Origin of the sequence: Curvibacter microcysteis (genome assembly GCF_028649455.1) — a bacterium.
Taxonomy (GTDB): domain Bacteria; phylum Pseudomonadota; class Gammaproteobacteria; order Burkholderiales; family Burkholderiaceae_C; genus Curvibacter; species Curvibacter microcysteis.
The window spans coordinates 168,964-194,600 of record NZ_JAQSIO010000003.1; the positions used below are offsets into that span (position 1 = coordinate 168,964).

Annotated in this window: 23 protein-coding genes; 13 read left to right on the forward strand and 10 right to left on the reverse strand. The window is 63.7% G+C overall.

Going from position 1 to position 25,637, the window contains the following annotated elements:
* Positions 1-21 precede the first annotated feature (21 nt).
* Together PSQ39_RS09435 and PSQ39_RS09440 are read right to left on the reverse strand one after the other, a co-directional pair.
* Entirely contained in the window at positions 22-1,032 is a 1,011-nt protein-coding gene (locus PSQ39_RS09435; protein ID WP_273926518.1) for a TRAP transporter substrate-binding protein, read from the reverse strand.
* Positions 1,033-1,108: 76 nt separating this feature from the next.
* A complete protein-coding gene (locus PSQ39_RS09440; RefSeq protein WP_273926519.1) occupies positions 1,109-1,564 on the reverse strand; it encodes a type II 3-dehydroquinate dehydratase in 456 nt (151 codons plus the stop codon).
* A 164-nt stretch (positions 1,565-1,728) separates the two neighbouring features.
* Between PSQ39_RS09440 and PSQ39_RS09445 the strand changes: the two genes are divergently transcribed.
* Entirely contained in the window at positions 1,729-2,520 is a 792-nt protein-coding gene (locus tag PSQ39_RS09445; RefSeq protein ID WP_273926520.1) for an IclR family transcriptional regulator, read from the forward strand.
* A 105-nt stretch (positions 2,521-2,625) separates the two neighbouring features.
* Here PSQ39_RS09445 and PSQ39_RS09450 read toward each other — a convergent pair whose 3' ends face one another.
* Complete coding sequence (locus PSQ39_RS09450; RefSeq protein ID WP_273926521.1) at positions 2,626-2,862, reverse strand: hypothetical protein; 237 nt, start codon at positions 2,860-2,862, stop codon at positions 2,626-2,628.
* Positions 2,863-3,144: 282 nt separating this feature from the next.
* On the opposite strand from PSQ39_RS09450, the gene PSQ39_RS09455 reads away from it, so the two are divergent.
* On the forward strand, positions 3,145-5,118 hold the full coding sequence (locus PSQ39_RS09455; RefSeq protein WP_273926522.1) for a PhoX family protein: 1,974 nt from the start codon (positions 3,145-3,147) through the stop codon (positions 5,116-5,118).
* A 210-nt stretch (positions 5,119-5,328) separates the two neighbouring features.
* Here PSQ39_RS09455 and PSQ39_RS09460 read toward each other — a convergent pair whose 3' ends face one another.
* Complete coding sequence (locus PSQ39_RS09460) at positions 5,329-5,628, reverse strand: hypothetical protein (RefSeq protein WP_273926523.1); 300 nt, start codon at positions 5,626-5,628, stop codon at positions 5,329-5,331.
* A 1,166-nt stretch (positions 5,629-6,794) separates the two neighbouring features.
* Between PSQ39_RS09460 and PSQ39_RS09465 the strand changes: the two genes are divergently transcribed.
* The 5 genes from PSQ39_RS09465 to PSQ39_RS09485 all read left to right on the forward strand — a co-directional run bounded on the left by PSQ39_RS09465 (position 6,795) and on the right by PSQ39_RS09485 (position 15,415).
* A complete protein-coding gene (locus PSQ39_RS09465) occupies positions 6,795-8,369 on the forward strand; it encodes a methyl-accepting chemotaxis protein (protein WP_273926524.1) in 1,575 nt (524 codons plus the stop codon).
* Between the two features lie 170 nt (positions 8,370-8,539).
* A complete protein-coding gene (locus PSQ39_RS09470; RefSeq protein ID WP_273926525.1) occupies positions 8,540-8,914 on the forward strand; it encodes a DUF2946 family protein in 375 nt (124 codons plus the stop codon).
* 227 nt (positions 8,915-9,141) lie between these two features.
* Positions 9,142-11,235, forward strand: a complete 2,094-nt coding sequence (locus PSQ39_RS09475) for a TonB-dependent receptor (protein ID WP_273926526.1) — start codon at positions 9,142-9,144, stop codon at positions 11,233-11,235.
* A gap of 168 nt (positions 11,236-11,403) precedes the next feature.
* On the forward strand, positions 11,404-12,702 hold the full coding sequence (locus tag PSQ39_RS09480) for a voltage-gated chloride channel family protein (RefSeq protein WP_337961934.1): 1,299 nt from the start codon (positions 11,404-11,406) through the stop codon (positions 12,700-12,702).
* A gap of 136 nt (positions 12,703-12,838) precedes the next feature.
* A complete protein-coding gene (locus PSQ39_RS09485; protein ID WP_273926528.1) occupies positions 12,839-15,415 on the forward strand; it encodes a sensor domain-containing protein in 2,577 nt (858 codons plus the stop codon).
* A 61-nt stretch (positions 15,416-15,476) separates the two neighbouring features.
* Here PSQ39_RS09485 and PSQ39_RS09490 read toward each other — a convergent pair whose 3' ends face one another.
* Positions 15,477-16,466 carry an NADPH:quinone oxidoreductase family protein gene (locus PSQ39_RS09490; protein ID WP_273926529.1) on the reverse strand — a complete coding sequence of 330 codons (990 nt, stop codon included), beginning with the start codon at positions 16,464-16,466 and terminating at the stop codon, positions 15,477-15,479.
* Positions 16,467-16,604: 138 nt separating this feature from the next.
* On the opposite strand from PSQ39_RS09490, the gene surE reads away from it, so the two are divergent.
* From surE to rlmD, 5 genes are all read left to right on the forward strand, one after another.
* Positions 16,605-17,375 (forward strand): 5'/3'-nucleotidase SurE, encoded by a 771-nt coding sequence (gene surE / locus PSQ39_RS09495; protein ID WP_273926530.1) that lies wholly within the window; start codon positions 16,605-16,607, stop codon positions 17,373-17,375.
* Complete coding sequence (locus tag PSQ39_RS09500; protein WP_273926531.1) at positions 17,372-18,205, forward strand: protein-L-isoaspartate(D-aspartate) O-methyltransferase; 834 nt, start codon at positions 17,372-17,374, stop codon at positions 18,203-18,205. The genes surE and PSQ39_RS09500 overlap by 4 nt, the downstream gene beginning before the upstream one ends.
* Positions 18,206-18,218: 13 nt before the next feature.
* On the forward strand, positions 18,219-19,094 hold the full coding sequence (locus tag PSQ39_RS09505) for a peptidoglycan DD-metalloendopeptidase family protein (RefSeq protein ID WP_273926532.1): 876 nt from the start codon (positions 18,219-18,221) through the stop codon (positions 19,092-19,094).
* Between the two features lie 20 nt (positions 19,095-19,114).
* Positions 19,115-20,113 carry an RNA polymerase sigma factor RpoS gene (gene rpoS, locus PSQ39_RS09510; protein ID WP_273926533.1) on the forward strand — a complete coding sequence of 333 codons (999 nt, stop codon included), beginning with the start codon at positions 19,115-19,117 and terminating at the stop codon, positions 20,111-20,113.
* 77 nt (positions 20,114-20,190) lie between these two features.
* A complete protein-coding gene (rlmD, locus tag PSQ39_RS09515) occupies positions 20,191-21,729 on the forward strand; it encodes a 23S rRNA (uracil(1939)-C(5))-methyltransferase RlmD (protein ID WP_273926534.1) in 1,539 nt (512 codons plus the stop codon).
* A 110-nt stretch (positions 21,730-21,839) separates the two neighbouring features.
* Here the strand turns inward: rlmD and PSQ39_RS09520 are convergent, their stop codons facing one another.
* Both PSQ39_RS09520 and PSQ39_RS09525 read right to left on the reverse strand, forming a co-directional pair.
* On the reverse strand, positions 21,840-22,205 hold the full coding sequence (locus PSQ39_RS09520) for a hypothetical protein (protein WP_273926535.1): 366 nt from the start codon (positions 22,203-22,205) through the stop codon (positions 21,840-21,842).
* A 130-nt stretch (positions 22,206-22,335) separates the two neighbouring features.
* Positions 22,336-23,037 carry a Bax inhibitor-1/YccA family protein gene (locus PSQ39_RS09525; RefSeq protein WP_273926536.1) on the reverse strand — a complete coding sequence of 234 codons (702 nt, stop codon included), beginning with the start codon at positions 23,035-23,037 and terminating at the stop codon, positions 22,336-22,338.
* Between the two features lie 216 nt (positions 23,038-23,253).
* Between PSQ39_RS09525 and PSQ39_RS09530 the strand changes: the two genes are divergently transcribed.
* Positions 23,254-23,661: a GlcG/HbpS family heme-binding protein gene (locus PSQ39_RS09530; RefSeq protein WP_273926537.1), complete on the forward strand. Its 408-nt coding sequence runs from the start codon at positions 23,254-23,256 to the stop codon at positions 23,659-23,661.
* A gap of 126 nt (positions 23,662-23,787) precedes the next feature.
* On the opposite strand, the gene PSQ39_RS09535 is transcribed toward PSQ39_RS09530, so the two are convergent.
* Genes PSQ39_RS09535 through PSQ39_RS09545 form a run of 3 tightly spaced genes read right to left on the reverse strand, consistent with a single transcriptional unit; the run spans position 23,788 to position 25,634 of the window.
* The gene (locus tag PSQ39_RS09535; RefSeq protein ID WP_273926538.1) at positions 23,788-24,198 is read right to left on the reverse strand and encodes an ExbD/TolR family protein; all 411 of its coding nucleotides are present in this window, start codon (positions 24,196-24,198) and stop codon (positions 23,788-23,790) included.
* Positions 24,199-24,200: 2 nt separating this feature from the next.
* Entirely contained in the window at positions 24,201-24,917 is a 717-nt protein-coding gene (locus PSQ39_RS09540) for a MotA/TolQ/ExbB proton channel family protein (RefSeq protein WP_273926539.1), read from the reverse strand.
* Positions 24,918-24,932: 15 nt separating this feature from the next.
* A complete protein-coding gene (locus tag PSQ39_RS09545) occupies positions 24,933-25,634 on the reverse strand; it encodes an energy transducer TonB (protein WP_273926540.1) in 702 nt (233 codons plus the stop codon).
* Between the last annotated feature and the right edge of the window lie 3 nt (positions 25,635-25,637).

A 25,637-nucleotide genomic window follows, 5' to 3' on the forward strand; every position in this document is an offset into this window, starting at 1 on the left:
CCCGCGCGGCCTCGCTCAGGCTCAGAGTTTTGACACGCGTTCCAGCTCGCTCTTGAAGAGCTTGACCACCGCTGGGTCGTAGGAGGCGGCAAACTTGTCGTGCACCGCCTTGACCTCGGCGCGCATGCGCAGCTGTTCGGCCTCGGCGATCTGGTTGAACACCATGCCCTTGGCCTTGAGCTCGTTGACGGCCTTGCTCGACACATCTCGGCTGACCACCCGCTGGTAGTTTTGGGCTTCGCTGGCCGCGTCTTGCAGCAGTTTTTGCTCAACCGGGCTGAGCTTGTCCCAGAACTTCTTGCTGACCTGGATGGGGTTGGTGGCGTACACGTGGTTGGTTTCGCTGACGTACTTGTTCACTTCATAGAACTTGTTCGACAGGATCACGGCGTAGGGGTTTTCTTGCCCGTCGACCGTCTTGCTTTCCAGGGCCCCATACAGCTCGGCAAAAGGCAAAGGCAGCGGGTTGGCCTTGAAGGCCTTGAAGGTCTCCACGAACACGGGGTTCGGGATCACACGCAGCTTCAGGCCATCCAAGTCCTCTCCCTTGGTGATGGGACGCTTGCTGTTGGTCACGTTGCGAAAGCCCAGGTCAAAAAAGCCCAGCACAACGATGCCTTTGTCGTTCAGCCGGGTTTTGAGCATCTGGCCCAACGGGCCGTCGACCATCGCATCGGCCTGGCGCGGGTGGCTGAACAGGAACGGAAAATCCAGCAGGCCGAACTCTTTGACAATGCCGGTCAGCGAGGTGGTGGAGGCCACCAGCATTTCTTGCACGCCCCCCATCAGCGCGGACTGCTGTTGCATTTCATTGCCCAGCTGGCTGCTGGCGAACTCAGTCACCTTGATTTTTCCGCCGCTCTTGGCGGTGACGATTTCTGCGAACTTCTTCACCCCCATGCTGGTCGGGTGGTCGGTGTTGTTCAGGTGCCCGATCTTGATCGTGCGCTCTTGAATGTCCTGCGCCATGGCCGCCGTGCCAGCTGCCACGAGGCTGCAAATGGCGGCTAATTTGATCAGTTTGATGTTCATGGGGTCTCCGGGTGTTGTTGTTGAATGGGGGGTGTTCTGCGCGCGGGTCAGGGGCTTGGGGCCCACGATCCCCGCATCAAGATGCGCCGGGTGCGCTGGCCAGTCGCTCGGCCACCGCACGCACGGCCAACAGGTAGCCATGGGGGCCGAGCCCGCAGATGACACCGTGTGCAGCCTGTGACACCAGGGAGTGCGTGTACGGGGCGGGCCGCTGGTGGATGTTGGTGAGGTGCACCTCAATCAGCGGCTTGCGCAGCAGCTTCAAGGCATCCAGCACGGGCACGCAGCCAAACGAGAAACCGGCTGGGTTGATGATCACCGCCGCGTCTTGCTGGGCCGCTTCTTGAATCCAGTCCACCAGAACGCCTTCGTGGTTGGTCTGCCGGAAGTCCACGGCCAAGTCCAGCGACTGAGCCAACTGACGGGAAGCCGCTTCAATTTCGGCCAAGGTGGTCGTGCCGTACAAGCCCGGTTCGCGGGTGCCGAGCATGTTCAAGTTGGAGCCGTTCAAGATGAAAAGTGGATGCGTCATGGGGACCTTTGCTGTGAATGGCTTGCATTGTGGGCAGCTTGAAGCCCATCAATTCCATTTTGGAAACCTGTTCCATATAATGAAAAATTGTGCACCAAGGCTTCCGAAGCTGACCCTCGCATGCGGACCATGGACGCCATAACCCCTCGCCCAGGACCCGCCCCATGACGCTCGCCCTCGACCGCGGCCTCTCGCTTCTTGAACAACTCTGCGGGCAACCCGAAGGCATGTCGTTGACAGCCTTGGCCGATGAGTTGGACCTTCCGCACAGCGCTTGTCACCGACTTCTCACGGCCTTGATCCGGCGCGGCTTCGTGCGCCAGGCGCGCAGCCAGGGGAACTACTTGCTGACCGTGAAGATTGCGTCGATGGGCCTGGAGTTGCTGAGCAGCAAGGGCATCGTCGACATCGCTGAACCCATTCTGGAGCGGCTGGCCAAAGAGTCTGGGGAGCTTGTGCGTTTGTCCATCGTCGACGGGGATCGCCTGGTCTGGGTGGCCAAGTCGCAGGGCACCCGCCTGGGACTGCGCTACGACCCCGACATGGGCATGGAGGCGCGCCTGTCCTGCACCGCCTCAGGCCACGCCTGGTTGCTGACTTTGAGTGACGAGCGCGCCCTGGCCTTGGTCAGCCAGCAGGGCTTTGGCCAGCCCAAAGACTATGGCCCCAAGGCGCCCACCACGGTGCAGGGCCTGTTGGGCATGCTGGAGGCCGCGCGCACCCGCGGCTATGCAGTGATTGATGAAGTGTTTGCCCCGGGCATGAGCGCGCTGGCAGCCCCGGTGGTGCGCGGTCAAGACACCGTGGGCGTGGTCAGCATCGCCGGTCCACGGCAACGCTGGACCCTGGCTGCGATGGAACGATTGGCGCCGGCCTTGCTGGCCGCCACGGCGGAGCTGGGGCCGCTCAGCCGGGTCTCCACGCTGTCGGGGAAGCCGCAGTTGGGACGGTCTTGAAGAGCTGGGGCGGGTCGGCTGGCATCCAGGTCAGGCGGGCTGGGCGCCTGGAGCTTGGGGCCACTCATGAACTCGGGAAGAGCGCAGTGCGTCGCTCCCTCGCCGTCAAGGCAGGCTCAAGTCCAAGCCCAGCGCCTGGGCCAAGTCGAAGGTGAGCAGCCCCAGGACCAACAGCGACAGCACAAAGACAGCGGCCACCTTGCCGCTGGCGCGCAGCACGGCGCCGGTGTTGTTTTCCTTCTTTTTCCCTTGGTCGTAGTGCCACTTGATGGCGTAGAACATGCCGATGCCCAGCACGAGCACCTTGAAGGTCACGAAGACTATCGGGGTCCAATCCATCATTGTGGGTATTTCCAAGCGGTCCATTGAGACGGTCTATTGTGAGGAGAAGGGACTCCCGTCACCGTACCAGTCGCCTGCATTTTCATGCATACCAGGGACTTGGCTCGTTTCGGGCGCGTGCGGCGGCGCGCGAACCAACCTTTTTGAAGCTGCCAGGTGTGTCTGAATTGACCCCAGCCCGGCCTCTTCTGTCACTGAACTTTCATCAACAGACCCAACAATCTCTTTACGTTGTTTTAACAAGTTGCCACGGTCTGGCAGTTCTCAGGAAGCTGAATCTCTATGTCCCACACCTCCTCGCGTCGTCACCTGCTCAAGATGTTTGCCAGTGCGCCCATGTTGCCCCTGGCCGGAGGCAGCATGGCCTCCATGCTCAGCGCCTGCGGCGGTGGCAGCGGCGGCTCGACCTCGGTCGTCACCATGCTCAGCGCCGGCTTCACTGGCATGAGCGCACCCAACCTGTCGGCCCCGGCCGACATGGCCACGACCAAGGTGGGTTCCAGCCTCAAGGTCAGCCTGAGCAACGGCGAAGAACGTGTCTACAGCCTGGCCTACCAACCCTTCTTCCTGACCGGCACCCAAGTGCCTGATGGCAAGGGCGGCACGGTCCTGGCGGGTGCTTACTACGACATCAACAACAAGGCCATCATCGACAGCACCGTGGCCGGCAAAGAGCGTCAGTTCTTCTCCGATTCGCCGGACGGCACCTCGCTGCTGAAGCTGGATGCCGCCTCCACCGTGACCGGTGCCAAGGGCAATGTGGTCTACGCCGTGGTGCAGTTCGAATACACCACCTGGGCCCAAGACGGTGTGACCGACATGTACGGCAAGCTGCCGTCGCCCATCGCCGTGCTGACCCTGGACCAAGACCCAGCCACCGGCAAGCTGACCCTGCTGAAGTACAGCAATGTGGACACCTCCAGCGCCAACGGCCTGTGGATCACCTGCGCCAGCAGCCTCTCGCCCTGGAGCACCCACCTGTCCAGCGAAGAGTACGAACCGGACGCCTTCACCATCTCGAGCAACACGATGTTCCAGGCCTACAGCAAGAACCTGTATGGCGATGCGACCAAGGCCAACCCCTACCACTACGGCCACATGCCCGAAGTGACGGTCAACCCTGACGGCACCGGCAGCATCAAGAAGCACTACTGCCTGGGCCGCATCTCGCACGAGCTGATCCAGGTCATGCCCGACAACCGCACCGCGCTGATGGGCGATGACGCCACCAACAGCGGCCTGTTCATGTTCGTGGCCGACCGTGAAAAAGACCTGTCCTCGGGCTCGCTGTACGTGGCCAAGTTTGGCACGGGCTGGTCGCTGGACCCGGCAGGCGCTGGCGCCGCCGTCACCTGGATCAAGCTGGGCTCGGCCACCAGCGCTGAAATCCTGGCCCTGGCCAACAAGCTCAAGCCCACGGACATCTTCGACCGCGCCACCGTGGACCCCAAGGACGCCACCTACACCCAGATCCGCATCAGCGGCAAGGTGGAGTGGGTGCGCCTGAAGGCCGGCATGGAGAAGGCGGCTGCCTTCCTGGAGACCCATCGCTACGCCGCGCTCAAGGGGGGCTCGATGGCTTTCACCAAGATGGAAGGCACGACCGTCAACATCAAGGACAAGATCGCCTACTCGGCGCTGCAAAACATGCAGAGCTCCATGGTGCGCAACAACGCTGCCTGGGACTCGTCCTTCAACATCACGATCGAAAAGGCCTTGAACGCTGGTGGCATCCTGGCCCACACCCTGACCGGCAGCCAAAAGGACACCGCGGGCGCGGCCATCAACAGCGAATGGGTGCCTTCGCTCACCAAGACCCTGCTGATCGGCGAAGACCTGGCCACGGCGGACGCCCTGGGCAACCTGGCCAATGCTGACAAGATCGGCGCACCGGACAACATCAAGTTCTCCGAAAAGCTGCGCACCTTGTTCATCGGCGAGGACAGCGCCTACCACGTGAACAACTTCCTGTGGGCCTACAACGTGGACACCAAGGTGTTGAGCCGCATCGCCTCGATGCCCTCGGGCGCCGAATCCACCGGTCTGGGCGTGGTTGACGATCTGAATGGTTGGACTTACATCACCGCCAACTTCCAACACCCGGGCGACTGGATCACCAACGCCAGTGGCACTGGCCTGCACGACAAGGTCAAGACCACGCTGGACCCGCTGGTGCGCGCCAACTACAACAACCGCTTCAGCGCTGCAGTGGGTTACCTGACCGCCGCCCCCTCGCAAATGAAGCTGACGGGTTGATCCCTCGATTGACCGCTTGATCGGCACAGCACGGCCTGGGCGCAACAGCGCACCAGGCCAGTGTTTTGAAAGCCCTCACCTGGGAGCAGGTGGGGGCTTTTTTTGTGCGCCGACGCGGTTTGCCGCCCTGCCGTTTTTGTTTTTGATGCGCAAGGGCGGCCCCTTCAGTTCAGATGGTGGGGCTTGATTCAATCCTTCAATCTGGCCCGCTTATTGGCAGGTCTTCGATTTGTTAGCGCTGACGAGACTCAAGCCTGTGCGCAGCGTGAAGCTGTCGGAGCGCTTGTTGCAGGCGTCACACGCCGGGATGATGTATTCCCCTGAGACTCGGCTGTTGATCACGTGAGCGCCCAGCGTGGGCGTATTTTTGCATCCTTCAATGGAACAAATAACCGGCCAGTTCATTTTGGATGGATTGAAGTTAATCCAATGCTGTTTCCAGGTGGTGCAGCCGCACTGGCGTCCACTGGTTCCATTTTTATTGGACCAGCCTGATGTTGGAACGTTCATGGTCATCTCCTTGGTTACAGAGGAGATGTTCTAAGACAGGTTTTTATTTGGCGATTCGATGCGCCCCTGAATCAGCGACGAAGCTTCAGTTTAGATGCCCAAACGGTTTCGGTTCGAGCGCTTGGATGGGCGCACCTTGCTTGGCTGGAAAATCCAATAATGAACAAGGTGTGCTAGCTTATGCTCTTGTGCATGGATTGGATGCATCCATGATGCATGAGAAATGATTCAAATCAGGGGGGTGAATGGTCGATGGACGATTCTGGCGGCCCTCTGCCTTCTGACCGTGGTTTGAGTCCGAAAGCTCGGCGTGAAATCCACGCCTCGCACCGACGGCGGACTACGTCAGCCGCTGCCGTGCTTAGCTATCACAAGCTAGATGATTTTGGAATGTCGGATGTTTTTTTCTTGTTCAATCTTGCTGCACTCTTTTTGATGGGCTTGAAAGAGATCGATTGAAGAGGCGGCTTCACTGGATGGCTCGCCGTCCAGTTGGATTCTCAGGACGGAGAATCATTTGCTTGTTGACTTGCATCAAGGGTCTCGATTCTGGGTGAATGACAATCAACCGATTTCCCTGTCCATGGATGTTTGATTTTGGTTTTTCTTGATTTTGTCTATATTCATGTTGTTGAGTGCATGAGCAATTATTCAATACAGCCGTCAGCAAAAGTTTGTCTTGTGGCTGGATTGGGCCTTGTGATCCTGGATGCCTTGCTCGCATTGGTGCTTGCTTGCTTTTTTGTTGCTAAACATAACAAAGTTATCGAAACGTATTCGGATTATTTGGATCGGTACCATCGCGCCTTGTCCGCTCATGAGGCCTGGGGTCGTGCTCCATTTTTTTCATCCAATCAAACGCGAACAGGCGCTTCGGCCCCACAGCTCTGTCCTCAGGCCAGCCCATGAAGCGGCGGTCATTCCATTTGAAACATCGTTCACCACAACGACAAGCTGCTGGTCAGCCTGGACCTTGAGGGTCAGCACAGCGGGTCGGCGATCCGCACCAGGCTCTTGACTGTCGCCGTCGCCGTCGTCCTTGTCGCGCTGGCTTTGTGCACTGCACGCTCTGCGGATCACGCACCGCCTCCTCACGCAGCTCGGGGCTGTCCCGGGGCTCTGTGGGGATTGCACGATCCAAACCTACCCACCCAAGCGAACTTCCCATGAGAAACAACACGCCCGTCACGCAACGAAACTTCGACTTCCCAGATGGGGCCACGCTGATGTCCACCACGGACTTGCAAAGTCACGTCGTTTACGCCAACAGAGCTTTTGTGGACGTCAGCGGCTTTGCCCGCGATGACATCCTGGGCCAGCCGCACAACCTGGTGCGCCACCCCGACATGCCCGAGCAGGCTTTTGCCGACATGTGGAGCACGCTGAAAGCGGGGCAGTCCTGGACTGGCCTGGTCAAGAACCGGCGCCAAAACGGGGACCACTACTGGGTGCGCGCCAATGCCACGCCGATTGAGCACGGCGGTCAGGTGGTGGGCTACATGTCTGTGCGCACCAAGCCCTCGGTGCAGGAGGTGCAAGCCGCCGAGTCGCTGTACCAGCGGATGCGCGTGGGCCAACTCAGGGGCATGGCCTTGCACAAAGGCCTGCTCGTGCGTACCGGCTGGACCCGCGCGATGTCCGTGATGCAATTGATGGGTCTGCGCTCGCGCGGCCTGATGGCCTGTTTGTTGGGTGGCTTGGTGGCGGTGCTCGGTGCCTGGCTTGCCGGCGCTGCCGGGGGCGTCCTTGAGGGCACCGTTGCAGGGGCGGCGATGGGCGTGGCCCTGTGTTTTGCCCTCCTGGAGCAGCAGATCATTGAACCTGTTCGCACCATCTACCGTGAAGCGCAGCACGTGGCCAGCGGCCAGCCCGCCAAGCTTTCTGGCTTCAACCGCGTGGACGAAATCGGCATGCTGATGCGGGCTGTGAACCAGGCGGGCTTGAACCTCAAGGCCTTGCTCGATGACGTGGCCAACCGTGCGGACGTGGTCGCCTCCACGAGCGATGAAATCGCTCGCGGCAATACCGACTTGTCGGCGCGAACCGAGGGGCAGGCCAGCGCGCTGGAGCGTACCGCCGCCGCCATGGAACAGTTCCATTCGACAGTCAAGCAAAACGCCCACAACGCCGACGAGGGCAACGTCATGGCGCGCCATGCCTCCGACGTGGCGGGCAAGGGCGGTCAGGTGGTGGCCCAAGTGGTCGACACCATGAAGGGCATCAACGAGAGCTCCCGCAAGATTGCCGACATCATCGGCTTGATTGATGGGATTGCTTTCCAAACCAACATCTTGGCTCTCAATGCCGCAGTCGAAGCCGCCCGGGCGGGTGAACAAGGCCGGGGCTTTGCGGTCGTGGCCAGCGAGGTTCGCAGCCTGGCTGGCCGAACCACGGCGGCCGCGAGGGACGTCAAGTCGCTGATCACGGCGAGCCTGGAGCGGGTGGAGGCCGGTACCGACCTGGTCGACAAGGCCGGGCAGACCATGACGGAGGTGGTGCAGGCCAACCAAGAGCTCACGGCCTTGATGACGCAGATTTCGGTTGCGAGCCGCGAGCAGACCCAGGGCATTGGGCAGGTGGGGGAGGCCATCACTTTGTTGGACCAGAACACCCAACAGAATGCCGGCTTGGTCCAGGACAGTGCCACCGCGGCGCAGGCGCTGCGCCACCAGGCCACGCAATTGGTCAATGCCGTGAATGCGTTCCGGCGCCCCGTCAGAACCCAGGTCCTCCTGCGCTGAGCCTTCAGGGCCTTTGGGGCCTGCAATGCCGGGCGGTTTTGTCCTGGCATCGATGCCCGCGGTGGTGGGATGTGGCCAGGCCCAAGCCCCGTCCTGAAATGCGATGGGTGCGCGCGCAGGGGCTTCGGCGTACCCCGGATGAGCGCATCGAATTGCCAGATAATCGGCCAATGCACCGCTTACGCCATGCCCGGACCCTGACCCAGCTGCTGCTGCTGTGGTTTGTCTGTGCTTTCGGTGTGACCCTGGCCTCGCCTTGGGTTGCACCTCAGGCCTTGCAGTTGGTGTGTTCGGCCAATGGCGCCTTGAAGCTGCTGCCGCTGGCCGATGGCGAGGCGGTGCCAGACAAGGCCGCTGCAGAGGGTGGCGCGCACAGCCTGGACTGCCCCTTGTGCAGCCTACCAGGCCTGAGCGATTGGCCCCGGCCCACCGTACCGGGCCTGGCCCCACCGCTGAGTTATCAAGCGCGCAGCATCCCGGCGGCCCGCATGGCCGCGCTGACGGCGGCGCCACTGCCACCGCGCGGCCCCCCTGCGAGCGCTTGAGTGCAGCCGCAGCGGCTGGGTCCTGTCGCGGCCCATGCCTTGCCTCTCTTTCTTCAGTGTTGCCGGCCAGCCGAGACCGTCTCTTGACGGCTTGACTCGGTTCGCCTTCGCCTGTGCCTGCCTGTTTGGGCGGGGCGGGGCGGGCACGCTGCCCTTTTGGGGCTCCAGGACCGTGGGTCTGGAGCCGGGCACTCCGCCTGGGCGGAGGCCGAACCGTTTTTTGAATCATGAAGTCTTCTTTTGTTTCGTCGCCGCGAGCGACCCGTCGTTTGCCCGCCCGGCCCTTGGCCCTGTCGGCCCTGATCGTGCTGGGCTGGGCCCAGGCTGCTGGGGTCCATGCCCAGCAAGGTGGCCTTGCTGCCTCGGCGGACTCCACCTTGACCCTGGGAACAGTCCAGATCACGGACCGGGCCCAGGGCGCGCTGCCCTCGCGCAATGTGCTCAGTTCGGTTGACGTGCTGGGCGGTCCTGAGTTGCAGGACCAGTCGGTCGATTTCAGTTGGGAGCTGCTGCAAAAAGCCCCGGGCGTGTTGGTGACGCCCTTTCGCCAGGGCACGGACGCAGGGCGGTTTTCGTTTCGCGGCTTCAATGGCGAAGGTCGGGTCAACGCGGTCAAGCTGCTGATTGACGGCATTCCGTCCAACGACAACGCGGGCGGCATGCCGTTTCTGGATGCGGTCTTCCCCTTGGACATCGAGCGAATCGAGGTCGTGCGCGGCACCAATGACCCGCGCTATGGGCTGCACAACATCGCAGGCAATGCCCAGGTCTTCACACGCCAGGGGGGCCATGAGACCCAGATCAACACCACCGTGGGCAGCTTTGGCACCCGCGAGGTGCAGGTGGCCAAAGGCATTGAATCCGGTGGCTGGACGCAGAACTACTTAGTGGCCTCGCGCGAGTCCGACGGTTACCGCGACCACGCCAATGCGCGCAAGCTGGCCCTGGCTGGCAAGTGGTTCTACACCACCGAGGATGGTGCCCAGCGCGTCGGGCTGAGCCTGCGCCACTATGAAAATGATGCGCTGGAGTCGGGTTACCTCAGCGCTGCGGCTGCAGCCAGTGCGCCGCGCTCCTCGCCCAGTTATGCCTCGGCTGATCGCAGCACGCGCCACACCAACCAACTGGGCCTGTACTTCGATACGGAGCTGGGCCAGCAGCTGTCCTGGAGCACCCGCGCTTACCGCAACGAGTACAGCAACCAGCGCTGGGTGCGCTTCACTCAGGCTGGCGTGCAGCAAGAGCGTGACTCCGAGGAAGCGCAGACCGGTGCCATCAGCACCCTGACGTGGCGACCCACGGTGACTTGGGCCAAAGAGTTGGTGCTCGAAGGTGGCGTGGACTTTCAACGCCAGACCAATGTCAGCCAGCGTTACCGCACGGTCGAGCGCGTGCGCACTTCGCAATTCCGCGACTGGGACTTCAGCCTGAACAACACCGGCGCCTATGTGCAGGCGGTGGTGCGACCCACCGAGGCCTTGAAGATCGTGCCCGCCCTGCGCGTGGACCAGTTCAGCGGCCAGTTCCGTGACCGCTTGGCGGGTACCACCTTGCCTCTGAACGCCTACGGCACCATCTCCCAGCCCAAGCTCAGCGTGGTCTATGCCCCGTGGCGCAACGCCAGCGTCTATGCCAACCTGGGGCGCAGCTTCCAGATCGGCACGGGCATCGACAGCTACCGAGGCCTCACCCAGGCGCGCGACCTGCAGGCGTCACTCAACGATGGTTGGGAACTGGGCTTGAAGTTCAGCCCTGCACCGGGCCTGGATGGTCGGGTGGCCTACTGGGAGCAGAAGGCCAGTGGCGAAGTGGCACGCACCCTGGGCGTGGATGGTCTGCCTGATCCGGGCGGGTTGGGCAACATCGGTCGCACCCGCCGCCGCGGCGTGGACCTGCAGGCGCAATGGCGCCCGGACCGCCGTGCCTCGGCCTGGGTCAACTACTCGCACCAGGAAGCACGCATCACCGCGCCTGACCCGAGCGCGCCCACCACCCAGGGCAAGGAAGTGGAGAACGTGCCTCATTACTTGGCTTCGCTGGGCGCTGACTACCAACTCAACAGCGACTGGAAGCTGTCCGCCTGGGGCACGGCCCAGGGCAGCTATTTTGTTGAGCGCAGCAACACCCTCGGTAAGTTTGGCGGGAACGTGTTGCTCAACCTCAGCGCGCGCTGGCAGATCCAGCGTGGCCTGAACCTGCAACTGCAGGTGCGCAACCTGGCCAACCGCCGCTACGAGTACGTCTGGTATGACAGTGGTTCCTGGGGCCACGCGCCGGGCGATGGTCGGGCCTTCTATGCCACCTTGGGCTGGACCTTCTGATGTTGGCAACGGGCTGCGGCCGCTGAGGGAAGAGGGGCCTGGTGGACCGTTCAGGGCCTCCGCTTGTCCCGGGCGGGGCCTTGTGCTGGGGCGCTGTTCGACTGGCGCTGACTTTCCGTGTGAAAATTCTGACGCCAACCGGCCCCGTCTTCAGCCTCGGACCTCCTGATGCCGCCCCAGCCTCCCGCCTTGCTTTCTTTGCTCCCCGCCGCACTCAAAGGCTTGGTCCTGGCCAGCCTGGCTGGGGCCTTGGCGGGCTCGGCTTCCGCCCTGTTTCTGTGGGCCTTGGACCAGGTGACCGGGCTGCGGGAGTCCCACCGTTGGCTGGTGCTCTTCATGCCGGTGCTCGGTTTTGCCGTCGGCTGGATCTACCTGCGCTGGGGGCAGCCGGTGGAAGGGGGCATCAACCTGCTGATCGACGAGGTGTACCGCGAAGCCCAGCAACCGGTCCCGCTGCGCATGGCCCCGCTGATTTTGCTCAGTACCGTGGCGTCTCACTTGGTGGGCGCCTCGGTGGGGCGCGAAGGCACGGCGGTGCAAATGGGCGGCGCCTTGGCCGACCAGATCAGCCAGCGCCTGCGTTTGGGGCCGGATGAGCGCCGTCTGCTGCTGCTGGCGGGCATCAGCGCCGGCTTTGCTTCCGTGTTTGGCACGCCTTTGGCGGGCGCGGTCTTTGCCTTGGAGGTCCTGGCCCTGGGCCGCTTGCGCCACGACGCCTTGCTGGTCTGCGCGGTGGCTGCCCTGGTGGGCGACCAGGTCACCACGGCCTGGGGCGCGCACCACACCCACTACACCCTGGGGGTTGTGGCGCCGATCAGCGCGTGGTCGGTGGTGGCCGTGGCAGTGGCCGCGGTGGTGTTTGGTGGGGTGGCGCGGGCCTTTGCCCAAAGCACCCAGGCCCTGGCGGCGTGGATGAAGCGCCGCGTGCCCTATGCCCCCTTGCGCCCGGCTCTGGGGGGGGCGGTGCTGGCGGCCGTGCTGTGGTGGGTTGGCGGCTGGCGATACGCGGGCCTGGGCATCCCGGTCATCGTCGAGGCGTTTCAGCAGCCGCTGGCGCCCTGGGATTTTGCGGCCAAGATCGCGTTCACCGTGGCCTCCCTGGGCAGCGGCTTCAAGGGGGGCGAGGTCACACCTCTGTTCTACATCGGTGCCACCCTGGGCAATGCACTCGCCCCCTGGCTGCACTTGCCCCTGGGCATGGTGGCCGCGCTGGGCTTTGTGGCCGTGTTCGCTGGAGCCGCCAACACCCCGTTGGCTTGCACCTTGATGGCCATGGAGTTGTTTGGTGCAGAGATCGGCCTGTACGCTTTGCTGGCCTGCGCGATCAGCTTTCGCGTTTCTGGCTGGAGCAGCATTTACCGCTCGCAGCGCCTGGTCGCGATCCCCTTGGGTCAGGAAGTCCCAGCCTGGAAGTTGGGCGATCTGCCGGCCCGACCGCCGGGACAAGACCGCCCGCCAGGGCGCTGATTTTACGGAAATCCTGTTTCCAGTGCCGCCGTCCTACATTACAGTATGTAACACCATGCGGCACCCCTCTCACCCCTCCCAAGCTCTGCCAGACGACCCCTTTTCGGGTGCACAGGCTGATTTTGCCGAGGCCACCTTGCCCCAGTCTCTGGCGCCTTTGGTGGATGGAGAGGGCGGGGAGACCCAGCCTGACTTTCTGAGCTTTGAGCTGCCCGATACGCAGAGCGCCGACCTTGAGTTGGATGCGGTGGCCGATGTGGCCAGCGTGGGCGTGCTGCATCAGGCCTTGATGGCGCAGTGGCCCCAGCCAGTGATGGCTTTGTTGGTCGACCGCTCGCCGCGTCTCCTGTTCTGGAACCGGGCTGCCGAGCAGGCCCTGGGCTACCAGGCGGCTGATTTGTTGGGCAACCCCTTGGGCCTGACCCTGTTGTGCCCCGACCCCGATTACCTGGCGCGCAAGCTGCAAGAGTTGGCTCCCTTGGGGCGCCAATGCAGCGATTTCGAGTGGACCTTCACTTGCCGCAACGGGCAGAAGCGTCGCTTTTCCTGGACCAGCATCCCATTGCCGCCAGCCAGTTCGGGCGAGCGCATTTTTTGGTTGACTGGGGCCGACGTCAGCCGTCGTCTGGCCACCGAACAGGTGCTGCGAGGGCGCGACCGCCTGCTGCGCTCGGTGTTCCGTCACCTGCCCGACATGGTCTACCTGAAGGATGGTCAGGGCCGTTGGTTGCTGACCAACCCAGGTTCGCTGGCCGTGCTGGGCTTGACCGAAAAAGACGCCATCGGCAAGACCAATCTGGAGCTGTCCAACCTCGGCCTGCCCATGGCGGAGTCGCTGCGCCTGAGTGCCCTCAACGAAGAGGCCACCTGGCAGTCGGGGCGGGTGTCCCACGTGCAAGAAATGGCGGTCGATTTACACGGCTCACAGCGTTCCTTTGATGTGGTGCGTGTGCCCACCTTTGGCCGCGATGACGAGCGCCTGCACATGCTGGTGATCCGCCGTGACGTGACCGACCAGCGCAGCGCCGCCACCAAGCTGGAGTTGGCTGGCCGTGTGCTGGACCAGAGTTCCGACGGCATCTTGATCAGCGACGCCCAACACGAGGTCATGATGGCCAACGTGGCGTTTTGCGACATCACCGGCTACAGCTCGGAGGAATTGGTGGGGCGTGAGGTCAATTTGCTGGCCGACGGTCAGCACGACCCTGGCTTCAAGACCCACATCTGGAGCGAGGTCAACGAGCAGGGGCGCTGGGCTGGCGAGGTCTGGAACCGGCGCAAGAACGGTGAGGTGTTTCCGCAGTGGCTCACCTTGTCGGCCCTGCGCCACCGCAGCAGCGGGGAGATCACCCATTACGTGGCGGCCATCTCGGACCTGAGCTCCAGCAAGGCGGCTGAAGAAAAGATTGCCTACCTCTCGACCCAGGACGTGGTCACGGGTCTGCCCAATCGGACCCAAGTGGCTTTGCACGCCCAGGCCGCGCTGGAGCGCGCCCGGGCCAACACCGACGGGATGGCCTTGTTGGTGGTGGACATCGACAACTTCAAAACCCTGAACGACTCGCTGGGCCACGCAGCAGGCGACTTTTTGTTGCGCGAAGTCGGGCAACGCTTGGCTCAATTTGCCGGGGCTCAGGCGGTGGTCGGTCGTTTGAGTGGCGATGAATTCGTGTTGCTTCAATCCGGCATCAAAGGCACGGCCGACGCCGCCCACCTGGCCCAGGCCACGATGGATGCGGTGGCCCAGCCCGTGGTCTTTGAGGGCTTGCCGGTGAATGTGTCGATTTCCCTGGGGGTGGCGCTGTACCCGTCGGACGGCGACAGCTTTGACGCCCTGTTTGGCCGCGCAGATGCCGCCATGTATGCCGCCAAGCGTGCCGGGCGTGGGGCCTACCAGTTTGCCACCGCCAGCATGAACGAGGCGGCCCTGGAGCGCCTGCAATTGGAGGCGTCCCTGCGCTTGGCCATCGAGACCGGGGCTTTGCGCCTGGAGTACCAGCCGCTGGTGGAGCTTTCCAGTGGCCGCATGATTGGCGTTGAAGCCTTGTGCCGCTGGGACCACCCCGAGCGCGGCCCAATTCCACCAGGGGTCTTCATTCCCTTGGCGGAAGACTCTGGCCTGATCGAGTCCCTGGGCCGCTGGGTCTTGTTGACGGCCACCCAGCAACTGCAGCGCTGGCATGAGGCCGGTCACGCCGAGCTGATGATGGCGGTCAATTTGTCGGCGCGGCAGTTCCAGCGTGGCGTGGTGCTGGAGCAGGTGGAAGAGGCACTCGTGGTGTCCGGCGTCAACCCGGCGCGCCTCGAATTGGAGTTGACCGAGAGCGTGCTGCTGCACGACGGCGAGGCGGTGATGAACACCCTGCGTCAGCTCAAGGCGCTGGGCGTGACCTTGTCGATCGACGACTTTGGCACCGGCTATTCCAGCTTTGCCTACCTGCGCCGCTTCAAGTTCGACAAGATCAAGATCGACCAATCCTTTGTGCGCGACGTGATCGATGACCCCGACGATGCCGCCATCGTGCGCGGCATCATCTCGCTTGCTTTGAGCCTGGGCTTGCATGTGCTGGCCGAAGGGGTGGAGACCGAAGCCATCGCGCAGCGACTGCGCACGCTCAAATGCACGTACGCCCAGGGCTACCACTTTGCACGCCCGCTGCGCCCCGAGGCGCTGGCCGAACGCTTCTTGCAGGCGCCGCCCGCGCTGAGCTGATGCCCTGAACCGCGCTGAGAGGGTTGGCTCTGGCCCGGGGTGACCCGGGCCAGCTGCCCGATCAGGGGTTTGTCATCACCAGCTTGCCCATCACGCCACGCGAGCCCATGTGGGCGTAGGCCGCCTTGAGTTCGGCCATGGGCATGGTGCGGTCGATCACGGGCTTGACCTTGCCTTGTGCGTACCACTGGGCCAATTCGCCCATCATGGCGGCGTTGGCTTTGGGTTCGCGGCGCGCGAAGTCACCCCAGAACACGCCGACCAGGGACGCCCCCTTGAGCAGGGGCAGGTTCAGCGGCAGATTGGGAATCGGGCCCGAGGCAAAGCCCACGATCAGGTAGCGGCCACGCCAGGCGATGGAGCGGAAGGCCGGCTCGGCAAAGTCACCCCCCACCGGGTCGTAAATGACGTCCGGGCCCTTGCCATCGGTCAGGGCCTTGATGCGCTCGCGGAAGGCATTGGGCACAGCGTCTTGGCTGTAGTTGATGGTTTCGTCGGCACCGATCTGGCGGCACAGCGCGCATTTCTCGTCGGTCGAAGCTGCGGCGATCACGCGTGCGCCAGCGGCCTTGGCGATCTGGATGGCGGCCGTGCCCACGCCCCCGGCGGCGCCCAGCACCAGCACGGTTTCGCCAGCTTTCAATTGCGCACGGTCGATCAACGCGTGCCAGGAGGTGGCGTAAATCATGATGAACGCGGCTGCATCGACATGCGAAAAGCCCCCTGGCAGCGGCATGCACAAGGCCGCCTTTGCGATGGTGTGGGTGCCGAAGCCGCCGGTGCCCGACAGGCAGGCCACGTTGTCGCCCACCTTGAGGTGGGTCACGCCGTCGCCCACCGCCGCGACCACGCCCGCGTACTCAGATCCCGGCACAAAGGGCAGCGCTGGCTTCATCTGGTACTTGTTCTGCACGATCAGCAGGTCGGGGAAGTTCAGGCTGGCTGCCTTGATCTCGATCAGCACCTCGCCGGCCAGGGGGCTGGGGGTGGGCAGTTCCTTCCAGTTGAGGGCGTCCACACCCACCGGGTCTTCACACAGCCATGCATGCATTCTTTGGTCTCCAGAAAAACAGTCGGGTGATCATAGGGGCCGCTCTGGTGCGACCTGTGTCGCTGTAGCGACGGTGGCCCAAGTGCCCCACCGGACGGCGGGGCCGGCCCCTACAATCCGCTCAACACCCGATCCAACATGAAAATCCTCATCTCCAACGACGACGGCTTCCAGGCGCCCGGCATCGTGGCCTTGTACGAAGCCCTGAAAACCCTGGCCGATGTGGAGGTGGTGGCGCCCGAGCACAACAACAGCGCCAAGTCCAATGCCCTGACCTTGCATTCACCGCTGTATGTGCACCGCGCTGCCAATGGCTTTCGCTATGTGAATGGCACGCCGGCCGATTGCGTGCACATCGCCCTCACGGGCCTGCTGGGTTACCGCCCCGATTTGGTGGTGTCCGGCATCAACAACGGCGCCAACATGGGCGACGACACCATTTACTCAGGCACCGTGGGTGCGGCCATGGAAGGCTATCTGTTCGGCATCCCTTCGATTGCGTTCTCCCAGGTCGACAAAGGCTGGGGCGAGCTGGCGTCGGCTGCTCTCAAGGCCCGTGAGATCGTGCAGCAGGTGCAGGCCCAAGCCATGCTGGGCAGCCAGCCCTGGTTGCTCAATGTGAACCTGCCCAACCTGCCGCTGGACCAGTTCAAGCCCGCACGCGTGTGCCGCCTGGGCCGCCGTCACGCGGCGGAGCCGGTGATCACGCAGCAAAGCCCGCGTGGTGAGACCATGTACTGGATCGGCAGCGCTGGCCCAGCCATGGACGAGGCCGAAGGCACGGACTTCCATGCCACCGCCCTGGGGCATGTCGCCATCACTCCCTTGAAGGTGGACCTGACCGACCACGACCACCTGGGTGACTGGGTGCAGACCGCTGCCAAGCTCCACGCCGGGGCGGGGGCATGAACAACCGGCGCCCCGGTTTTCCGGCTCGGCTTGATCAGGCGGTGGCCAGCCCCGGTGCGCGCAGTGCCACGTCCGCGCCGCTGGCGGTTGCATCCACGCGGCCTGCCGCTGCCAAGCCCTTGCGTCCCAGCGCGGGTGACCGGCCGCCCAGCCTGGCCATGCCCACCGGCCTGGGCATGGACTCGGCCGCGGTGCGCCAGCGCATGGTGCAAAAGTTGGCGGCACAGGGCGTGCAGTCGCCAGCTGTGTTGGCAGCCATGGGCGCGGTGGAGCGGCACCGCTTTGTCGACAGCGCACTGGTCAACCAGGCCTATGAAGACACCAGCCTGCCGATCGGCCTGGGGCAGACCATTTCCAAGCCCAATGTGGTGGCCCGCATGCTGGAGCTGCTGACCCAGGCGCCCATCGCTCAGAGCGCTGGCGGCTTGAGCCGCGTGCTTGAGATCGGGACGGGCTGCGGCTACCAGGCCGCGGTGCTCAGCCAACTGGCGCGCGAGGTCTACAGCATTGAACGCCTGCGCGGCCTGCACGAGAAAGCCCGCGACAACCTGCGCCCGCTGCGTCTGGCCAATCTGCACCTGCTGCTGGGCGACGGCATGCTTGGCTTTGAGAAGGGCGCGCCGTATGCGGGCATCGTGGCGGCCGCTGGTGGCGAGGCCGTGCCCGAGGCCTGGTGCCAGCAGTTGGCGATGGGCGGGCGCTTGGTGGCGCCAACCGTCATGGCGGATGGCAAGCAAGCTTTGGTCGTGATTGACAAAACCCTTCACGGTTTGCAGCAAACGGTTTTGGAGGCGGTGCACTTTGTCCCTCTAAAATCGGGCATCGCTTGAAGGGAAGATATCTATGTGGGGTTGGCAAGGTCGGGGTGCAGTGGGGTCGATGGTGGTGGTGGCGCTGCTGATGGCCGGATGCGCCTCCAAGACCACAAACCGGGCACCGGTGGAAGAACGTGGCGCGCAATCGTCTTCTGGTGAGGCCGTGGCGCCGTCGGTCGCGGTTGCTGCTCCGGTCAAGCCCCTGCCGGGCGCAGAGAACGCCGGCAAACCTGGCTACTACAGCGTCAAGCCTGGCGACACCCTGATCCGCATCGGTCTGGAGACGGGGCAAAACTGGCGTGACCTGGTGCGTTGGAACGGCCTGGACAACCCCAACCTGATCGAAGTCGGCCAAGTGCTGCGCGTGGTGCCGCCGAGCGCCACGGTGGCCGAGAGCGGCGCTGTCACCCGTCCCGTGGGCGCCGCGGTGGTGGCCCCGGTCCCGGCCGGCAGCACGCGCGCCAACGGCACACCGACGGCCACCGCCACCCCAGCGCCAGCGCCCGCAGCGCCGGCCGCGGCAGCGCCTTCCGAAGACGACCCTGGTTTCATGTGGCCCACGTCGGGCGCCTTGCTGGCGGGCTTTGACGAAGCCAAAAACAAGGGCCTGGACTTGGCAGGCAAGGCGGGTGACCCCGTCCTGGCCGCCGCCGATGGCCGTGTTGTGTATGCCGGGGCCGGCCTGCGTGGCTATGGCAACCTGATCATCCTCAAGCACAACAACACCTTCCTCACGGCCTATGCGCACAACCAACTGCTGTTGGTCAAAGAGGACCAGGCGGTGCGCAAGGGGCAAAAAATCGCGGAGATGGGCAACAGCGATGCCGACCGTGTGAAACTGCATTTCGAAATCCGCCGGCAGGGCAAGCCGGTGGATCCGAGTCGCTACCTGCCAGCCCGCTAGCCTCTTCACAAGGTCAGGCCATGAAAAAGCGCAACGGTGAACGTCCCTCTGGTCCTTCCGATGCGCTTGAGCCTGAGTCGTCAGGCCGCAGTCCGGGCCACGCTGAAGACGATCCGGTCGAGGAGGGCGATGCCGGGCCCTTGATCGAGCCCCTGGCGGCCGATGCCGAAGGCGGGGATGCGCTGACCCTGTACCTGCGCGAAGTACGCCGCACGCGCTTGTTTTCCCCCCAGGAAGAGTTCGAGGTCGCCACCCGGGCGCGGGCTGGTGACTTCGAGGCGCGGCAGTCCATGATCGAGCACAACCTGCGCCTGGTGGTCAGCATCGCCAAGGGCTATGCGGCCCGGGGTGTGCCCATGTCCGACCTGATCGAAGAGGGCAATCTGGGCCTGATGCACGCCATCGACAAATTCGAGCCTGAGCGCGGCTTTCGTTTTTCCACCTACGCCACCTGGTGGATTCGGCAGGCGGTGGAGCGGGCGGTCATGAACCAAAGCCGTGTGGTGCGCCTGCCTGTGCATGTGGTGCGCGAGCTGCAGCAGGTGCTGCGTGCGCGCCGCTCTCTGGAAAACGACCCCAGCTTTGCCGCTCAGCGCCCCGATGGCGTGCGCGTGGAGGACGTGGCCGCCTTCTTGGGCCGGGAGGTGCAGGAGGTGGCTGAATTGCTGGCCCTGGCCGAGGCCCCGCGCTCGCTGGATGCCGCGCTGGATCGATCCGGTGATGAGCACACGCTGGGTGACATGTTGGTCGATGAGCACAACCTGGACCCCACCGGTGTCACGCAGGACCACCAGGTGGAGCTGCTGCTGGACCAGTGGGTGGACAACCTGTCCGCGCGCGAGAAGGAGGTGCTGACCGGTCGTTTCGGCCTGCACGACCGCGAGCCCGAGACCCTGGAGGTGCTGAGCGAGCGCTTGGGCCTCACGCGCGAGCGGGTCCGGCAGATTCAGAACGAAGCCTTGTTCAAGCTCAAGCGGTCTTTGGCGCGCCAGGGCATCACCCGCGACGCCTTATTGTGATTCGTGGACGAGGTGCTGGTGGCGGTGGGGGGCGCACTTTGCGCAGGGGCACCCGCCGGTCCTGAGACAATTGGGGCATGACAACCGATTCCTTGCATTCCACGCCCACTGAGACCGCCGCTCCAGGTCTCTCCACTGTCGCTGCCGAGACCCCGGCAGAGGCCCCTGCTGACTCCACTGTGCCTGGCCACGGCGACCTGCTGGCCCCGGGGACCGAGTTGCCCCCTGGCTGGCTGGCCGTCAATGCCTTGGACCTGGAAGCGCAAGGCGTGGCCCGCCGCGCCGACGGCAAGGTGGTGTTCATTGATGGCGCCCTGCCTTTTGAGCTGGTCAGCGCCCAGGTGAACCGCAAGAAGAACAACTGGGAACAAGCCACGCTGACCGAAATTCACCGCGAGTCCTCACAGCGTGTGCGGCCTGGCTGTGCTCACTTCGGCCTGCACGCTGGCGCTTGCGGCGGCTGCAAGATGCAGCACTTGCAAGTCAGCGCTCAGGTGGCGGTCAAGCAGCGGGTGCTGGAGGACAACCTCTGGCACCTGGGCAAGGTCAAGGCCGAGAACCTGCTGCGTCCGATTGAAGGCCCGGCCTGGGGCTACCGCTACCGTGCGCGCCTGTCGGTGCGCCATGTGGTCAAAAAGGGCACGGTGCTGGTGGGCTTCCACGAACGCAAGAGCCGCTATGTGGCCGACATGCGGGAGTGCCCCGTGCTGCCGCCTCATGTCAACGCCATGCTCTTGCCTTTGCGCGAGCTGATCGCTGGCATGGAAGCGCGCGACACCTGCCCGCAAATCGAGCTGGCCTGCGGTGACCATGTCACCGCCCTGGTACTGCGCCACCTGGAGCCGCTGAGCGCAGCCGATCTGGAGCGCTTGCAGGCCTTCGCCGATCAGCATGGCGTGCAGTGGTGGTTGCAGTCCAAAGGCCCTGACACGGTGCGCTTGATGAAGGCCGACAGTCCGGTGTTGTCCTATGCCTTGCCTGAGTTCGGCATCACCATGCCTTTCAAGCCGACTGACTTCACCCAGGTCAACCCGCACATCAACCGGGTGCTGGTGACGCGGGCCCTGCGCCTGCTTGAGGTGCAGCGCGATGAACGCGTGATCGACTGGTTCTGTGGCTTGGGCAACTTCACGCTGCCATTGGCGACCCAGGCCCGCGAGGTGCTGGGCATTGAGGGCAGCGAGACCCTGGTGGCCCGCTCGCGCGAGAACTACTTGGCCAACCAGGCGACTCGGCCCGCCGGTGGCGCGCTGTGCCCGACGGGCTTCGTGGCGCGCAACCTGTTCGAGATGACGCCTGAGATGCTGGTGGCCGATGGCTATGCCGATCGCTGGTTGGTCGATCCTCCACGCGAAGGGGCATTCGCCTTGGCCAAGGCCTTGAGCGACCTGCACCAGCAGCACCTGGCCCAGCCCGGCAGCTTGCCGGCTGGCTGGACAGCGCCCAAGCGCATTGTCTATGTGAGTTGCAACCCCGCCACCTTGGCTCGCGACGCAGGTTTGTTGGTGCACCAGGGGGGCTACCGTTGCGTGGCCGCTGGCGCTGTCAATATGTTCCCGCACACCGCCCACGTGGAGAGCATGGCGGTCTTTGAACGCACCGAGGCTTGGTTGTAAACACCCGCAGCTATCAGTTCAGGTTTGGCCGCGCCCCACGCGGCGGACCTGGTGCAACGGGCACACCCTGAGCCCGCTGGGGCTTGGATCCAAGCAGAGTTTGGTCAGACTCAGTGCTTGTCCGAGCCCTTGCCTTTTTTCGGCTTGGCTTCTTCGACAACTTCTTCCTTGGGCTTGGCGTCGCTTGGAGGCGGGGGGGCCACCGGCACCGGGATCACCGAGGGCGCGCCCTCGATCTTGTTTTCCCGCATGTAGGCGTCCATTTCCTTCCAGCCTTCAAATACCGCCGCCTTCAAGGCCTTGGGGTTGAGGGTGTAGCAGTCCTCGATGCCGCGCTGGGCGTAGCGGCAGGCACTGCCTGTGGCCTTGGAGTCTGCTTCGCGTTGCACAGTCTTGGGGTCAGGCCCCAGGCCGGGAATGTCGCAACCGGCGAGCAGCAAAGCTGGGACAAGGAGAAGCAAGCGAAAAAACATCATTCAACCCGACGGTGGTGTTGAGTTCATTATCGGCACTAGTCGCGCCGAGTTGAACGAGTTGGCAGGGCTGTCGCGGTCGGGCATGAAAAAAGGCCCCGCAGGGCCTTTTGGGAGGAGCGCTGAGCTGCCCTCAGTCACGTTCGCCGCCGAAGATGCCCAGCAGGGACAGCAAGCTCTGGAACACGTTGAACAGGTCCAGGTACAGCGACAGGGTGGCCGAGATGTAGTTGGTCTCACCGCCGTCGATGATCTGCTTGAGGTCATAGAGCATGTAGGCGCTGAAGATGCCAATCGAGGCCACCGACAGGGCCAGCATGCCAGCCGTCGAGCCCACAAAGGCATTCACCAAGCTGCCCACCAGCAACACCAGCACGCCCACGAAGAGCCACTTGCCCATGCCAGAAATGTCCCGCTTGATGACCGTGGCCAAGCTGGCCATGACGAAGAACACACCGGCGGTACCGCCGAAGGCCGTCATGATCAACTCAGGGCCATTCTTGAAGCCCAGCACCATGGAGATCAGGCGCGACAGCATCAAGCCCATGAAGAAGGTAAAGCCCAGCAGCACAGGCACGCCCGTGGCTGAATGCTTGGTCTTCTCGATGGCGAACATGAAGCCGAAGGCCCCGGCCAAAAAGACGACCAAGCCGACACCGCCACTGAGGACGGAGGCCAAATTGGTCGCGACACCGACCCAGGCACCCAGCACGGTGGGAACCAGGCTCAAGGCCAGCAGCCAGTAGGTGTTGCGCAGCACGCGGTGGCGTTGTTCTTGTGACAGCGCCTGACCGTAGCCGACAGACAGATCGACGTTCTGGAAAGGTTGGTTCATGACGGAATCTCCATTGAAGCACCGCAACAGCGGTTCCTGGATTCTATGTGGGGAGCCCCCATGCTTTTTAAAGAGGGCCGAAGGTTTGAAGGGCTTTGATCGCTCGTTCGTCGACTGAAAGTGAAAGTTGTTTTTCACAGGGCAGCCCACTGTGTGTGTCACAGCACCGTTATCCTTGAGGGCTGTGTTGAATTGATTTGTCAAGAAGGGTCATCCATGAAAACCAAGTCCGTGCTCGAATTGTCCGACGTCAAGGCCATTGCGGCCGCTGCTGAAGCCGAAGCCATCAAGAACAACTGGGCCGTGACGATCGCCATCGTCGACGACGGCGGTCACCTGCTGTGGCTGCAACGCCTGGACGGCGCCGCGGCCATCTCCTCGCACATTGCCCCCGCCAAAGCCCACACGGCTGCCCTGGGCCGCCGCGAGAGCAAGGTCTACGAGGACATCGTCAATGGTGGCCGTTACTCTTTCCTGAGCGTGCCCGAGATCAAGGGCTTGCTCGAAGGCGGCGTGGCCATCCTGAAGGACGGCCAATGCATCGGTGCCGTCGGCGTGAGCGGCGTCAAGTCGAGCGAAGACGCTCAGATCGCCAAGGCTGGCATCGCCGCCATCGGCCTTTGAGGTGACGGCCTCACCGGGGCGCCTTTCGGGGCGGGCTCGGTGTTCGCTGAGCTCAACAAAAAGCCGTCCCTCGGGACGGCTTTTTTTGTGGGCACTGGCGCGGGCATGAGCCCGGGCGCTGCCCACTCAGCGGGCTGGTTCGGTGATGAAGCCGATTTTACGGATGCCCGCCAGCTGGGCCGCGGCCATGGCCTGGGCCACGCGCTCGTAGCGCACCTCGCGGTCACCGCGCAGGTGCAGTTCGGGCTGGGGCTGCTGGCTGGCGGCGTTGTCCAGCATGGCCTTCAACGCACCGTCTTCGACGCGGTTCTCGTTCCAAAAGTAGCTGCCATCGGCCGCCACCGAGAGGCGGATGGTTTCGGGCTTGGCATCTTGTGGCTGGTTGCTGGCGCGTGGCAGGTCCACGTTCACCGAGTGTTTCATGACCGGGATGGTGATGATGAAGATGATCAGCAGCACCAACATGACGTCCACCAGCGGGGTCATGTTGATCTCGCTCATCACCTCATCGGATTCGTCCTGACGTCCGAAAGCCATGCTCAGCTGCCTTTCTTGAGCGGCACCACGGTGCCCGATCCGCCTGCGTGCACACGGGCGCCGGTCACGAAGAAGGCGTGCAGATCATGGGCAAAGCTGTTGAGCTTGTTCAAGATGGCCTTGTTGCCACGCACCAGGGCGTTGTAGCCCAGCACGGCGGGGATGGCGACGGCCAGGCCCAGGGCGGTCATGATCAGGGCTTCGCCGACTGGGCCAGCCACTTTGTCGATGGTCGCCTGGCCTGCCGAGCCAATGCCCAGCAGCGCGTGGTAGATGCCCCAGACGGTGCCGAACAGGCCCACAAACGGGGCTGTTGAGCCCACGGAGGCCAGCACGGCCAGGCCGCCTTGCAGGCGCGCTGTGAACTCGTCGATGCCATTGCGCAGGCAGCGCGTCACCCAGTCGCTGACGTCCAGGCTGTCGTGCAGGTGCACCTTGGTGTTGCTGTGGTGGTCGGTCGCGTCACGGCCCGCCAGGGCCAGTTGGCGGAAGGGGTTGTCGTTGTCCGTGCCCAGGCTGTTGAGGCCGCTGCTGAAGTCGGGGTTGTGCCAGAAGTCTTCCGCGTTGTGGGCGTGCTTCTTGTATTTGATGATGTCCAGGGCCTTGAGGATGATCACGATCCACGAGGCCAGGGACATGCCCAGCAACAGCAGTGCCACCACTTTGGTGACCAGGTCGCCTTGGGCCCAGACGTGGGCCAATCCGAATTCGGTTTCCATTTAAAACTCCGTGAATTATTCAAGAACAAAATTAAGCGGCACTTGGAACCACATGGTCTCGGCCACGCCACCGCGTTTGCCTGGCACATAGCGCCAGCGCATGACCGTGGTCAGCGCGGCCTGGTCCAGCCGGTCAAAACCGCTGGACTGTTTGAGTTCGGCCTTCTGAGGCAGGCCGTCGGCACCAATCAAGACCCGCACGATCACCTTGCCTTGTTCACCCAAGCGCTTGCTGATGGCCGGGTAGGTGGGCTTGGGATTTTGCAGGTAGTCGGCGTCGCTGGAGGGCAGCTCGACCTTGACTGGCGCTGGCGGTGCCGGAGGGGAGGGCGGTGCGGCAGCCACTGGGGCCGCCATGGGCGGAGCGGGCGGCTGCGGCGCGGCCACTCCTGTCGGGGCGTTGGGGGCGGGCGTCGGGTCAGCGATGGCCACAGGTTGCGGCGCCGGCGGCAAGGGGCTGGGGCGCGGCGTGACCGATTTCTGTGGCACCACCTTGGGTTGCGGTGCCGGCGGTGGTGGCGGGGCCTTGGGCTTGGGCGGCTCGATCAGTTCACTGAGCATTTCGGCGGGCACGATGACTTCGGCGGCGCGTCGGATCAGGCCCGATTGCAAGGCCCACAGGGCCGCAACGTGGAACAGCACGACACCGATCACGATGACCGTGTTGCGGCTCATGGCCGGCAGGAACACGCGTGCCTGCGAGGAGGGGGATGGCATGGC